General features: G+C 71.1%; 8 protein-coding genes. 3 read left to right on the top strand and 5 right to left on the bottom strand.

Annotated elements, in window-relative coordinates:
* Positions 1-5 precede the first annotated feature (5 nt).
* The 4 genes from cydD to hisC all read right to left on the bottom strand — a co-directional run bounded on the left by cydD (position 6) and on the right by hisC (position 7,588).
* The gene (gene cydD, locus IE286_RS08735; RefSeq protein ID WP_189796045.1) at positions 6-3,509 is read right to left on the bottom strand and encodes a thiol reductant ABC exporter subunit CydD; all 3,504 of its coding nucleotides are present in this window, start codon (positions 3,507-3,509) and stop codon (positions 6-8) included.
* Between the two features lie 58 nt (positions 3,510-3,567).
* Positions 3,568-4,572: a cytochrome d ubiquinol oxidase subunit II gene (gene cydB / locus IE286_RS08730; protein ID WP_189796044.1), complete on the bottom strand. Its 1,005-nt coding sequence runs from the start codon at positions 4,570-4,572 to the stop codon at positions 3,568-3,570.
* Between the two features lie 20 nt (positions 4,573-4,592).
* Positions 4,593-6,101 carry a cytochrome ubiquinol oxidase subunit I gene (locus tag IE286_RS08725; RefSeq protein ID WP_189796043.1) on the bottom strand — a complete coding sequence of 503 codons (1,509 nt, stop codon included), beginning with the start codon at positions 6,099-6,101 and terminating at the stop codon, positions 4,593-4,595.
* A 407-nt stretch (positions 6,102-6,508) separates the two neighbouring features.
* On the bottom strand, positions 6,509-7,588 hold the full coding sequence (hisC, locus tag IE286_RS08720; RefSeq protein ID WP_189796042.1) for a histidinol-phosphate transaminase: 1,080 nt from the start codon (positions 7,586-7,588) through the stop codon (positions 6,509-6,511).
* Between the two features lie 454 nt (positions 7,589-8,042).
* On the opposite strand from hisC, the gene IE286_RS08715 reads away from it, so the two are divergent.
* The 3 genes from IE286_RS08715 to IE286_RS08705 all read left to right on the top strand — a co-directional run bounded on the left by IE286_RS08715 (position 8,043) and on the right by IE286_RS08705 (position 11,661).
* Positions 8,043-9,155, top strand: a complete 1,113-nt coding sequence (locus IE286_RS08715; RefSeq protein WP_189796041.1) for a LacI family DNA-binding transcriptional regulator — start codon at positions 8,043-8,045, stop codon at positions 9,153-9,155.
* Positions 9,156-9,499: 344 nt separating this feature from the next.
* Complete coding sequence (locus IE286_RS08710) at positions 9,500-10,585, top strand: metallophosphoesterase family protein (protein ID WP_189796040.1); 1,086 nt, start codon at positions 9,500-9,502, stop codon at positions 10,583-10,585.
* A gap of 242 nt (positions 10,586-10,827) precedes the next feature.
* A complete protein-coding gene (locus IE286_RS08705; protein WP_189796039.1) occupies positions 10,828-11,661 on the top strand; it encodes a hypothetical protein in 834 nt (277 codons plus the stop codon).
* 170 nt (positions 11,662-11,831) lie between these two features.
* Here IE286_RS08705 and thiC read toward each other — a convergent pair whose 3' ends face one another.
* Entirely contained in the window at positions 11,832-13,637 is a 1,806-nt protein-coding gene (gene thiC / locus IE286_RS08700; protein ID WP_229862112.1) for a phosphomethylpyrimidine synthase ThiC, read from the bottom strand.
* Between the last annotated feature and the right edge of the window lie 181 nt (positions 13,638-13,818).

Raw genomic sequence — 13,818 nt, 5'->3', positions numbered from 1 at the left:
CCCCTTCACGAGCGGGCCGCCGCCAGCGGCTCCGCCTCGGCCTCCCGCTCGATCATCCGCCGCAGCGGCCCCGGCACGGCGGCCAGCTCCGCATAGGGCCCCCGCTGCGCCACCCGGCCCTCCTGGAGCACGATCACCTCGTCCACCGCCTCCAGACCGGCCAGACGGTGCGTGATGAGCACGGTCGTACGGCCCTCGGTGGCGGCCAGCAGATCGGCGGTCAGGGCGTCGGCGGTCGGCAGGTCCAGATGCTCGGCGGGCTCGTCGAGCACCAGCACCGGGAAGTCCGCGAGCAGGGCTCGGGCCAGGGCCAGCCGCTGCCGCTGGCCGCCGGACAGGCGGGCGCCGTGCTCGCCGACCAGGGTGTCCAGTCCGTCGGGCAGGGAGTCGGCCCACTGAAGCAGCCGGGCCCGTGCCAGCGCGTCGCGCAGCTCGGCCTCGGTGGCGTCCTTCTTGGCCAGCAGCAGGTTCTCCCGCACCGAGCTGTCGAAGAGATGCGCGTCCTGGGCGCACAGCCCGACCAGCCGGCGGACGTCGTCGCCGTCCAGGGTGCGGGCGTCCACCCCGCCGAGCGTGTAGCCGCCCGCCCGCGGGTCGAGGAAGCGCAGCAGCACGTGGGCGAGCGTCGTCTTGCCGGAACCGGACGGCCCCACCACGGCCACCCTGCGGCCCTGCTCCAGGGTCAGGTGCACGTCCGCGAGCGCGTCCCGGTCCTGCCCGGCGTGCCGGGCGGTCAGGGACGTGAGCGTCAGCGGGAACGGCGACACCGGCGCCGGCCGGGGCCGCTCGGGCTCCCGGACGGGGTCGGGCGCGTCCAGGACCTCGTGGACCCGCTCGGCGCTCCGGCGCACCCGCTGCCGGTACCGCATCGCCAGGGGCATGCCGAGGACCGCTTCGAAGGCGGCCAGCGGAGTGAGGACCACGACCGCCATCGCGACACCGTTCAGCCGCCCGTCGGCCACCGCCCGGGCGCCGACGAGGGCCGCCGCGGCGACGGTCAGCCCGGAGACCAGGGCGGTGAGCCCGTCGCCCAGTGCGGTGGCGGTGGCCGCGCGTGAGGCGATCCGGGTCAGCACGCCGTCGGCCCGGCGGGCCTCGGCGGCACGGGCCGGCAGCGCGCCGGCCACGATCGCCTCCGCCGTCCCGGTGAGCAGGTCGGTGACCCGGGTGGCGAGCGTGCCGCGGGCCGGCGCGAGCTGCCGCTCGGCGTGCCGCGCCACCGCGCCGGTGAGCACGGGGACACCGGCCCCGGCCAGGAGCAGCCCGGCGGCGAGGACCGCCCCGGCCTCGGGCAGCAGCCAGGTGGTGAAGGCGACGGAGAGCGCGGAGACGGTCAGGGCCGCTCCGGCCGGCAGCAGCCAGCGCAGCCAGTAGTCCTGGAGCGCGTCCACATCGGCGACGAGCCGGGTGAGCAGATCGCCGCGGCGCAGCGGGCGCAGACCGGCGGGGGCCAGCCGTTCCAGCCGCCGGTAGACCGCGACCCTGGTGTCGGCCAGCATCCGCAGCACCGCGTCGTGCGAGACCAGCCGTTCGGCGTACCGGAACACGGCACGTCCGATGCCGAAGGCCCGCGTCGCCGTGACGGCCACCATGAGATAGAGCACCGGCGGCTGCTGCGAGGCCCGGGAGATGAGCCATCCGGAGGTGGCCATGAGTCCGACGGCGCTCGCCAGGGCGAGGCTGCCGAGCAGCAGGGCGAGGGCGAGACGGCCCCGGCGGGGAGTGGACATCGCGCGGACCCGGGCCAGCGTGTCCTGCCCGGCCGAGGCCGGTGCGGGACCGGCCTTTGTGCCGGTCGGGGGCGCACCGACGGTTGCGGCACGTGGTGCCCGGCCGTCGCCCGGCGCGAGCGGGGTGCGGCGGAGCAGGTGCCCGCCGGCCGGGGCGTCGAGGCGGACCACCCGGTCGGCGATCTGCAGCAGGGCGGGCCGGTGCACGACGAGCAGGACCGTCCTGCCGACGGCCAGCCGCCGTACGGCCTGCACGATCTGCGCCTCGGTCTCCCCGTCCAGGGCGGCGGTCGGCTCGTCCAGCAGCACCACCGGCCGGTCGGCGAGGAAGGCGCGGGCCAGCGCCAGCCGCTGCCGCTGCCCTGCGGACAGTCCGGCGCCGTCCTCGCCGAGCACCGTGTCCGTCCCGTCCGGCAGCGCGTCCACGAAGTCCAGGGCGCCCGCGTCGGCCAGGGCGGCGCGGACGGCGGCGTCGTCCGCGTCGGGCCGGGCGAGCCGTACGTTCTCCGCGACGGTCCCGGCGTACAGGTGCGGCCGCTGCGGGACCCAGGCGATGCGCGAGTGCCACTGCTCGACGTCGAGGCCGGTGAGATCGGCGCCGCCGATGCGTACCCGTCCCTCGGTGGGCCGGACGAATCCGAGCAGGACGTGCAGCAGGGTCGACTTGCCGGCCCCGCTCGGTCCGACGAGCGCGACCGTCTCTCCCGGTTCCACGGTGAACGAGACACCCGAGACGGCGTCCTCGGACCGCCCCGGGTAGCGCACACCGAGACTCTCGACGGCGATGGCCCCGCTGGGGACGCGGCCCGTGCCGGGCGCGGGCAGCGGAGTCTCCAGCACGGCGAAGATCTCCTCGGCGGCCGCCAGTCCCTCGGCCGCCGCGTGGTACTGGGTGCCCACCTGCCGCAGCGGCAGATAGGCCTCGGGCGCGAGCACCAGCACGACCAGGCCGGTGTACAGGTCCATGTCCCCGCCGACCAGGCGCATGCCGATGGTCACGGCCACCAGGGCCACCGACAGGGTGGCGAGCAGTTCCAGCGCGAAGGAGGAGAGGAAGGCGATCCGCAGGGTGCGCAGGGTCGCCTGCCGGTAGGCGCCGGTGATGCGGCGGATCGACTCCGCCTGTGCCTTGGCCCGGCCGAACACCTTCAGGGTCGGCAGGCCCGCGACCACGTCCAGGAAGTGTCCGGAGAGCCGGGACAGCAGCCGCCACTGCCGGTCCATGCGGGACTGCGTGGCCCAGCCGATCAGCACCATGAAAACCGGGATCAGCGGCAGGGTCCCGGCGATGAGGGCCGCCGCGACCCAGTCCTCGGTGACGATCCGCGCCAGCACCGCCACCGGGACGACCACCGCGAGCCCCAGCTGCGGCAGATAGCGCGAGAAGTAGCCGTCGAGGGCGTCGACTCCTCGCGTGGCCAGCGTGACCAGGGAACCGGTGTGCTGCCCGCCGAGCCATCCGGGGCCCAGCGCCGTCGCCCGGTCCAGCAGCCGTCCGCGCAGTTCGGACTTCACCGCGGCGCTCGCCCGGTGCGCGGCGAGTTCGGTGAGCCAGGACACCACCGCCCGGCCGCACGCGACCAGCACCAGCAACACCAGGGGAGTGCGCAGCTCGCCGGCCGTCATCCGGTGCTGGAAGGCACCGACGACCGTCTCGGCGACGAGCATGGCCTGGGCGACGACGAGGCCGGCCCCGAGGCCGCCCAGGACCACCACGGCGACCAGGAAGAACCGGGTGGCCCGGGCGTAACGCAGCAGACGCGGATCGATCGGTTTCACGTGAAACTCGCCCTTCGGTCCAGCAGGGTGCGCTCCAGGGGGCGCACCCCGGTCGGGCTCAGTGCGCGGCGTCGGCGATGTGCTGGGTGCCGATCCGCTTGCGGAACACCCAGTACGTCCAGCCCTGGTAGAGCAGGACGACCGGGGTGGCGATCCCCGCGCACCACGTCATGATCGTCAGGGTGTAGGGGCTGGACGCGGCGTTGCTCACCGTCAGGCTCCAGTCCGCGTTCAGCGTGGACGGCATGACGTTCGGGAAGAGCGACAGGAAGAGCATCGCCACTGCGGCCACGACGGTCACCCCGGACAGGGCGAAGGACCAGCCCTCGCGCCCCGCCCGGTTGGCCACCAGCGCCGCGACCAGGGCGGCCACCGCCACCACCAGCGCGACCAGGCTCCGGACGTTGCCCGAGTGGGCCTGCGTCCACAGCAGGAAGGCCAGTGCCACCACGGCCGTCACCAGGCCCACGCGGCCGGCGAGCCGGCGTGCCCGCTCGCGGATGTCACCGACGGTCTTCAGCGCCGTGAACACCGCGCCGTGGAAGGTGAACAGCGTCAGCGTCACCAGTCCGCCGAGCAGGGCGTAGGGGTTGATCAGGTCGCCGAGGCCGCCGACGTACTCCAGGTTCCGGTCGATCTTGACGCCCCGCACGATGTTGCCGAAGGCCACACCCCACAGGAACGCGGGGATCAGCGAGCACCAGAAGATCGCGTGCTCCCAGGCGCGCTGCCAGGTCTCCTCCGGCCGCTTGGCCCGGTACTCGAAGGCGACGCCCCGCACGATCAGGCAGATCAGGATGACCAGCAGGGGCAGGTAGAAGCCGGAGAAGAGGGTGGCGTACCACTCGGGGAAGGCGGCGAAGGTCGCGCCGCCCGCGCTGAGCAGCCACACCTCGTTGCCGTCCCAGACCGGACCGATGGTGTTGATCAGGACGCGCTTCTCGGCCCGGTCGCGGGCGAGCAGCTTGGTGAGGACGCCGACCCCGAAGTCGAAGCCCTCCAGGAAGAAGTAGCCGGTCCACAGGACGGCGATGAGGACGAACCAGACGTCGTGCAGTTCCATGACGGTGCCTCTCCCTCGGCCTAGTACGAGAAGGCCATCGGCTTGTCGGCGTCACGGGCGTCGCCGCCGATCTTCGTGGGCGGGTTGAGGTCGGCCTCGGTCAGCTCGGGCGGGCCGGCCTTGACGTACTTCGCGAGCAGCTTCACCTCGATGACGGCGAGGACGGCGTAGAGCACCGTGAAGACGGTCATGGAGGTGATGACCTCACCCTGGGAGACGCCGGGGGAGACCGCCTGCCGGGTCTGCAGCACGCCGTAGACGACCCACGGCTGGCGTCCCATCTCGGTGAAGATCCAGCCCCAGGAGTTGGCGATCAGCGGGAAGGCCAGGGTCCACACCGCGATGCGCCAGAACCACGTGGTCCACCGCGGGCCGAGGGCCTTGTTCCGGAACAGCACCAGGTGCGGCACCTCGTCCTCGCCGACCCTGAGATGCTGCGGCAGCAGGAACTTCTTCCGGGTCAGCCACAGGCCGGCCAGGCCGAGGGCGAAGGACGCCATGCCGAAGCCGATCATCCAGCGGAAGCCCCAGAAGGTGACGGGGATGTTGGGCCGGTAGTCACCGGGCCCGAACTTCTGCTGTTCGGCCTTGTTGACGTCGTTGATGCCGGGGACGTACGAGCTGAAGCTGTCGTCGGCCAGGAAGGACAGCAGGCCGGGTATCTCGATCGCGACCGTGTTGTGCCCCTTCTCCACGTCGCCGTAGGCGAAGACCGAGAAGGGCGCCGGCTGCTGCCCGTCCCACAAGGCCTCGGCGGCGGCCATCTTCATCGGCTGCTGCTTGAACATGACCTTGCCCAGGACGTCGCCGCTGACCGCGGTGAGCAGGCCGGCGATGACGACGGTGACCAGGCCGAGCCGCAGCGAGGTCTTCATGGCGCGCACATGCTTCTTGCGGGCCAGGTGGTAGGCGGCGATGCCGACCATGAAGGCGCCACCGGTCAGGAAGGCGGCGGAGAGCGTGTGGAAGGCCTGGGCAAGGGCGGTGTTCTGGGTCAGCACGGCCCAGAAGTCGGTCAGCTCGGCGCGGCCCCTGGCCTTGTCGATGCGGTAGCCGACGGGGTGCTGCATCCAGGAGTTGGCCGCCAGGATGAAGTACGCCGACAGGATCGTGCCGAGCGACACCATCCAGATGCAGGCGAGGTGGATCTTCTTCGGCAGCTTGTCCCAGCCGAAGATCCACAGGCCGATGAAGGTGGACTCGAAGAAGAACGCGATCAGGGCCTCGAAGGCGAGCGGCGCGCCGAAGATGTCCCCGACGAACCGCGAGTAGTCCGACCAGTTCATGCCGAACTGGAACTCCTGGACGATGCCGGTGACCACGCCCATGGCGATGTTGATCAGGAACAGCTTGCCCCAGAACTTGGTGGCTCTGAGGTACTTCTCCTTCTCGGTGCGCACCCAGGCGGTCTGCAGGCCGGCCGTCAGCGCGGCGAGGGAGATCGTCAGGGGAACGAACAGGAAGTGGTAGACGGTCGTGATGCCGAACTGCCAGCGCGCCAGTGTCTCCGGCGCCAAAGCCAGGTCCACGTCGTCACTCTCCTTACGTCGCCGTGGTCACGACGGCGGTTTGCCCCGGTGTGTCCTGCACAACAAGGCAGCAATCGGACTTGCTTGTGAACGCGTTCACATTCACAAGCAATTATGACGTACCGCTTTTCGGACCGTGAGGCGGGGGGGCCTTCCACCCCTCGCGTCAACCCCTGAGATCAAAACTCAACAGACCGTTGATCCGATCGCGCCCGGGCCGAGGCCCCGGATCACCGCGCTCCCGCGGGGCGACGAGCGCCGTCCGGCAGCCCGCGGCGGCGCCGGCGTGCGGGCCCGCCCCGTTCGTCCGCGCGGTGCCGCGACCGCATCTTGGGCACCCGCCGAGCCCGCCCGGGACGACGAAGGGCCTGCCCGCCTGGACGACGCCTCGGCGAGGCAGGAGCCGCTCACACCTCCTTGCGGAACGCCTCCGCCGCCTTGAGGAAAATGTCGTTCGCCTCGGCCTCGCCCACGGTCACCCGCACTCCCTCACCGGGGAACGGACGGACCACCACTCCCGCCCGCTCGCACGCCTCCGCGAAGGCGACCGTGCGCTCCCCCAGCCGCAGCCACACGAAGTTGGCCTGGGTCTCGGGCACCGTCCACCCCTGTGCGCGCAGCCCGTCGACCACGCGGTTGCGCTCGCACACCAGCGAGCCGACCCGGCCCAGCAGCTCGTCCTCGGCGCGCAGCGAGGCGATCGCCGCCTCCTGCGCCAGCTGGCTCACCCCGAAGGGCACGGCCGTCTTGCGCAGCGCGTCCGCCACCGGCTCGTGGGCGATGGCGAACCCCACCCGCAGGCCGGCCAGGCCGTACGCCTTGGAGAAGGTGCGCAGCACACAGACGTTGGGGCGCTCCCGGTACAGGGTCAGGCCGTCGGGGACCTCCTCGTCACGGATGAACTCGCGGTAGGCCTCGTCGAGGACGACCAGCACGTCGTCCGGGACCCGGTCCAGGAACCGTTCGAGCTCGGCCCGCCGCACCACCGTTCCGGTCGGGTTGTTGGGGTTGCAGACGAAGATCAGGCGGGTGCGGTCGGTGACGGCGTCCGCCATCGCGTCCAGGTCGTGGACCTCCTCCGGCGTCAGCGGCACCTGCACCGAGGTCGCACCGCTGATCTGGGAGATGATCGGGTAGGCCTCGAAGGACCGCCAGGCGTAGACGATCTCGTCGCCGGGCCCGCTGGTGGACTGCACGAGCTGCTGGGCGACCCCGACCGAGCCGGTGCCGGTCGCCACATGGGAGACCGGGACGTCGAAGCGCTCGGCCAGCTCGTGGGTCAGGGCGGTGCAGGCCAGATCCGGGTAGCGGTTCAGCGAGCAGGCCGCGGCGGTCACCTTCTCCATGACCCCGGGCAGCGGGGGATAGGGGTTCTCGTTGGAGGACAGCTTGTAGGCAGCCGGTCCCCCGGCCGCGGCGGGCTTGCCCGGCTTGTAGGTGGGGATACCCTCCAGCTCGGCGCGCAGCTTCGGGCTCGTCTCGCTCACCGCAGTCCTCCTCGTGACCACACCGGCCTTGCCACTACTGCCCACCCTATGGGGCGCGCGTGTTCTTGCGTACGAGGCGGAAGCCGTCGCCTCGGTCACTCGACGGCCGCTCTCCGTGCCGGAGGGTCGCCTCGGTCGCCTCACTGGTCACCCTGGCATCACGGGCATCAGTGCCCCAATCCGCACGAACCAGGGGGCGCATCGCACACATATTCATGCGCCGGTGGCTTGCGCCGTGGCGCGCATCCCTCGTCAAGGTGAGTTGAGACCTCTTCGAGACCTGCGCGGCACGACAGGCTCATGCGGTCCACAACTTCACGACCTGACCCAAAGACCGTCAACTGCTTTTGTTTCCAAGGACGTTGACCACTTTTGGCCATGCAGAAACGTGCCTGTCAATGCGTGCATATGCGGCCGCACCACCCCACCGCATGAGCCCTACTATCGGCTCGCCATGACAGCAGCAGGGAAGCACCAGGTGAGCCGCGCGGAAACCTCACGCCGAGGCAGCCGGCCGGGCCGGGCGGGCATCAGGGACGTGGCCGCCGCCGCCGGAGTCTCCATCACGACCGTCTCCGATGCCCTCAACGGCAAAGGCCGGCTCCCGGACGCCACCCGGCGCCATGTCCGCGAGGTGGCCGACCGGCTGGGATACCGCCCGTCGGCTGCCGCCCGGACCCTCCGCACCGGCAAGTCGGGCCTGATCGGCCTGACCGTGACGACCTACGGGGATGAACCTTTCACCTTCACCGAGTTCGCGTATTTCGCCGAGATGGCCCGCGCCGCCACCTCGGCCGCGCTCGCCCGCGGATACGCGCTCGTCATCCTCCCCGCGACCTCCCGCCACGACGTGTGGTCGAACGTCGCCCTGGACGGCACGGTCGTCATCGATCCCTCCGACCAGGATCCCGTCGTCAGCGAACTGGTCCGCCAGGGTTTACCGGTGGTCAGCGACGGCCGCCCGGCCGGCACCCTGCCGGTCACCGCCTGGGTCGACAACGACCACGAGGCCGCGGTCCTCGGCATCCTCGACCATCTCGCCGAAGCCGGAGCCCGGCGCATCGGGCTGCTCACCGGCACCACGACGGACACCTACACCCATCTGTCGACCACCGCCTACCTGCGGTGGTGCGAGCGCGTCGGCCAGGAACCGGTGTACGAGGCCTATCCGGCCCACGACCCGTGCGCGGGCGCCGTAGCCGCGGACCGCCTGCTGGCCCGGCCCGACCGGCCGGACGCCGTCTACGGCCTGTTCGACCCCAACGGCACGGATCTGCTCGCCGCCGCCCGCCGCTACGGGCTGCGCGTCCCCGAAGACCTGCTGCTGGTGTGCTGCAGCGAATCCACGGTGTACGCCAACACCGAGCCGCCCATCACCACCCTGTCGCTGAAACCCCGCCGCATCGGCACCGCGGTGGTCCAGCTCCTCATCGACGCGATCGAAGGTGTCGACTCCGACCGTCCGGTCGAGCAGGTCATACCGACGGAGCTGATCGTGCGCACCTCGTCCCAGCGGCGCCCGCCCCGCACGACCGTCAGCCCGCCGCGCGCACCCGAGGAACGGTAGGCCCTCCCACCCAGAGCCCGCCCGGTCCGGCGGGCTGCGCACCCGCCCGTGGCGCGGTGTCACCGGGTGCGCACCGCCCCTGTGCCCTGCCCCGCGGGGCCCGGGAGCCGTTTCCCGACCGGGTCCGGCCCGCACGACAGGCTGGGGGCGGGCCGGGCACAGGAGGGAAGAAGAGCAGTCAATCCGGGCGAAAGCCGCGGCAGAGCCGAGTTCTGTGGCGATTCACCACCCCTGGGTCATCACATGGCGCGATCGGCATTCCTATGATGGGCGCACGACACCGCGGGCCGCTGCGACCAGGCAGTCCGAAGCGGTGCAGATGCGGCGCAATGGTGGAGGGGTCGATGACTCAGGGGGCCGGTCAGGGACCCGAGGTGCAGCGGACGGCGACGTTGCGCGACTTCCGGGTGCCCGCGTACGTGAACGAGGCCGGTCCGTTCGTCACCAGCACGCACCCCGCCGAGGCCGTACCCCCGGCCGACCCGGGCTACCCGGCGCCCGCTGCCGCGTATCCCGACGGCTACACCCCCACCCAGCGCGACCTGCCCGTCATCCAGCGCGCGGACACCCCGCAGCCCGGCCTGGACCCGGCCGGCCGTCCGGCCTCCGGCCCCGGCCCCCTGTACGTCGTCGGCGACGTGCACGGGTATCTGGACGAGCTGGTCGCCGCGCTCCAGGAGCAGGGCCTCATCGACTCCTCGGGCCAGTGGTGCGCCGGCACGACGCGCCTGTGGTTCCTCGGCGACTTCACCGACCGCGGCCCGGACGGTGTGGGCGTCATCGACCTGGTGATGCGGCTGTCCGCCGAGGCGGCCGCGGCCGGCGGCTACTGCAAGGCGCTGATGGGCAACCACGAACTGCTGCTGCTGGGCGCCAAGCGCTTCGGGGACACGCCCGTCAACTCCGGCGCGGGCACCGCCACCTTCCAGGCGGCCTGGCTGCTCAACGGCGGACAGAAGTCCGACATGGAGCGTCTGCAGGACCACCATCTGCAGTGGATGGCACGCCTCGACGCGGTCGAGGAGGTCGACGGCTATCTGCTCGTGCACTCCGACACCACCGCCTATCTCGACTACGGCTCCTCCATCGAAGAGGTCAACGACACCGTCCGCGAGACGCTCACCCGCAACGACGTGGACGAAGTCTGGGAGCTGTTCCGCAAATTCACCAAGCGTTTCTCCTTCCGCGACGAGGGCGGCGCCGATGCCGTGCGCTCGCTGCTGGATACGTACGGCGGCAGCCGGATCGTTCACGGTCACAGCCCGATCCCCTATCTGCTGGGTGAAGTCGGCTCCGAGGACGGCGACGAATCCACCGGCCCGGTCGTGGAAGGCCCGCACGTCTACGCCGACGGCCTGGCCATCGCCATGGACGGCGGTGTGACCATGTCCGGGAAACTGCTGGTCCGCCGGCTTCCCCTGAGCGGCTGACACCTGTTTCCCGCGGCGCCCGGGCCCTTTTCTCCTTCTGCTTTCTCCTTCAGCGGCCGATGCTTCACCCGTCATATGACGGGTGACTTCCATCCGCGCAGCTCAGTACCCAATGTGCGGAAACCCCCTGTCACCGCGCCCCGCTGCGGCTCTACCATCGGCTTATCCGTAGCAGGCTCCCCTCCGTTTCTGCCCGACGGCTCGCAGGCATGCGAGCCCCAAGCCCTACGGAGCATCGGGGGATGCACATGAACAGCGTTCCGCAGCACCTGCTGAGCGAGGACCGGCTGGAATACGAGCGGATCCTCGATGAGGCGCTGCGCTCCGCGCCGCACCGCCCGGAACTGGCCGCCGCCGGCCGGCGCCTCACCACCGAGCAGCTGCGCGCGATGGCACTCAACGCCACGGCTCTCATCACGGCGGCCGCGGCCGCGGAATACCAGCACTACGTCAAGGTCCGCGAGGAGCTGCGCCGTCCGTCCGGTGCGGCCGACCCCGGCGAGGCGTCCTCGGACCTCGGCCTGACGATCGGGGAGGTCGCCGAGTCGACGGGGGCGGGCGCCGGAGCGGTCGTCGCCGTGCTCGCTCCGGTGCTCGCGGTGGTCGCCGCGGCCTTCTTCCTGATCATCGGCTACCTGCTGCGGGCGCTCGACGCGGATGCGGCCTTCGGTCAGACCCTGGTCACCGCCGGCTGGGTGTTCGGCGCGGTGGCCGCCGCAGCGATCCTCGTCGCCGCCGCCGGACTGCTGATCACCGCTCTGCGCAACCGCCCCTCGGCGTCGTCGGGCCCGTACACCGCGGCCGAGGAACGGGTGGCCCAGGCCCGGGACGCCTGGCGCGCCGCTCTGCTCGAACGAGGCATCCTGCCCTTTCTGCACGACGCGCTCAGCGACCCCGCGTCCGCGGCGGACCGGCGGCCGCGACCGGATGCCGGGACCGGCCGTATTCCTCGCCTGGGATACGACCGGCCCGGCTTCAGCAGCCCGGACGACGGTGTGCCGAGCACCCGTCCGAGCTTCTCCAGCCCCGACTACACCAGCCCGGATTTCTCAGGGCCGGGTGACCGGACCGAGTGACCGGGCCGGGTGACCGGACCGAGTGACCGGACGGAGTGACCGGACCGAGTGACCGGACGGAGTGACCGGGCCAGGTGACCGGACCGAGTGACCGGGCCGGGGCGCCGCGGTACCGGCGTGGTCCGGCAGCAGCCCCCGATGCCGCCGGACCGGCACGGACAGGGCCGGTCTCAGTCCGCGATCGGCAGGTAGACGCGGTTGCCCGCGGCCGCGAACTCCTTCGACTTCTGGGCCATGCCCTCCTCGATCTCGGCCTGCGTCATGCCGTGTTCCCGGCGGATGTCCTGCGAGATCTTCATCGAGCAGAACTTCGGGCCGCACATCGAGCAGAAGTGGGCCGTCTTGGCGGGTTCCGCCGGGAGGGTCTGGTCGTGGAACTCTCGTGCCGTGTCCGGATCGAGGGCCAGGTTGAACTGGTCCTCCCACCGGAACTCGAAACGGGCGTCGGACAACGCGTCGTCCCACGCCTGGGCGCCCGGGTGTCCCTTGGCGAGGTCGGCGGCATGCGCGGCGATCTTGTAGGTGATCACGCCGGTCTTCACGTCGTCCCGGTCGGGCAGGCCCAGATGCTCCTTCGGGGTGACGTAGCAGAGCATGGCCGTCCCCCACCAGGCGATCATCGCGGCACCGATGCCGGAGGTGATGTGGTCGTAGGCGGGAGCGATGTCCGTGGTCAGCGGGCCGAGCGTGTAGAAGGGGGCTTCGTCGCAGAGCTCCTGCTGCAGGTCGATGTTCTCCTTGATCTTGTGCATCGGGACATGGCCCGGGCCCTCGATCATGGTTTGGACCTCGAAGCGCCGAGCGATGCGCCCGAGTTCACCGAGCGTACGCAGCTCCGCGAACTGCGCTTCGTCATTGGCGTCCGCAATGCTGCCGGGCCGCAGCCCGTCCCCCAGCGAGAACGTCACGTCGTAGGCGGCGAGGATCTCGCACAGTTCCTCGAAGTGCTCGTAGAGGAAGGACTCCTTGTGGTGCGCCAGGCACCAGGCCGCCATGATCGAGCCGCCCCGGGAGACGATGCCCGTCTTGCGGCGTGCGGTCAGCGGCACATAGCCCAGACGCACCCCGGCGTGCACCGTCATATAGTCCACGCCCTGCTCGGCCTGCTCGATGACCGTGTCCTTGTAGATCTCCCAGGTGAGTTCCTCGGCCTTGCCACCGACCTTCTCCAGCGCCTGGTAGAGCGGCACCGTGCCGATGGGCACTGGCGAATTGCGCAGCACCCACTCGCGGGTGGTGTGGATGTTGCGGCCGGTGGACAGATCCATGACGGTGTCGGCGCCCCAGCGGGTCGCCCAGGTCATCTTCTCGACCTCCTCCTCGATGGAGGAGGTGATCGCGGAGTTGCCGATATTGGCGTTGACCTTCACCAGGAACCGCTTGCCGATGATCATCGGCTCGGTCTCGGGGTGGTTGACGTTGGCCGGCAGGACGGCCCGGCCCGCCGCGATCTCCTCGCGGACGACCTCCGGCGAGACGTTCTCCCGGAGCGCCACGAACTCCATCTCCGGGGTGATCTCGCCGCGCCGTGCATACGCCAGCTGGGTCACCGCCCGGCCGTCGCGGCCGCGCCGCGGCTGCCGCGGCCGGCCGGGGAACACGGCGTCGAGGTTGCGCAGCCCCCCGCGTGGCGAGGTGTGCCTGATGCCGTCGTCCTCGGGCCGTACCGGACGGCCCGGATACTCCTCGGTGTCGCCGCGGGCGACGATCCAGTTCTGCCGCAACGGCGCCAGTCCACGGCGGACATCGGTGTCGACGTGCGGATCGGTGTACGGGCCCGAGGTGTCGTACAGCGACACCGAGGTGCCATTGGTCAAGTGCACCTGACGGACCGGCACCCGGATGTCGGGGCGTGAGCCCTCGATGTATGCCTTGTGCCAGCCGATGGACTTCCCGGCCTCTCCCTGGGCAGTGGACTGCGCCCCGTCGGGGGACGTCTGGGTGGAGGCAGGCGTGCTTACGTCCTTGTTGGTCATGAGACCTACTCCCTACGCCGGCATTACCCGGTAACAGGTTCGGCGGTCGACGCAGCGGTTACCGTCTGCCGATGTCTGCCGGTGGACCATCGCTGTTCCACGTGAAACATCGCGAAGACGGAGGTCAGCGCCCTCTCAGCCCGGTGCTCCGAGCTCCCGCGTGTGCAAAGGTGCCTCCACG

This window comes from Streptomyces thermodiastaticus, from assembly GCF_014656135.1.
In the GTDB taxonomy this organism is placed as follows: Bacteria; Actinomycetota; Actinomycetes; order Streptomycetales; family Streptomycetaceae; genus Streptomyces; species Streptomyces thermodiastaticus.
Note: the sequence above shows the minus strand (reverse complement) of the source record. Positions and strands in the feature narration are given on the sequence as shown.

Coding starts and splice junctions, on each gene's coding strand:
- cydB (WP_189796044.1), bottom strand. CDS start 4,572: ATGGAACTGCACGACGTCTGGTTCGTCCTCATCGCCGTCCTGTGGACC.
- IE286_RS08715 (WP_189796041.1), top strand. CDS start 8,043: ATGACAGCAGCAGGGAAGCACCAGGTGAGCCGCGCGGAAACCTCACGC.
- IE286_RS08710 (WP_189796040.1), top strand. CDS start 9,500: ATGACTCAGGGGGCCGGTCAGGGACCCGAGGTGCAGCGGACGGCGACG.
- IE286_RS08705 (WP_189796039.1), top strand. CDS start 10,828: ATGCACATGAACAGCGTTCCGCAGCACCTGCTGAGCGAGGACCGGCTG.
- thiC (WP_229862112.1), bottom strand. CDS start 13,637: ATGACCAACAAGGACGTAAGCACGCCTGCCTCCACCCAGACGTCCCCC.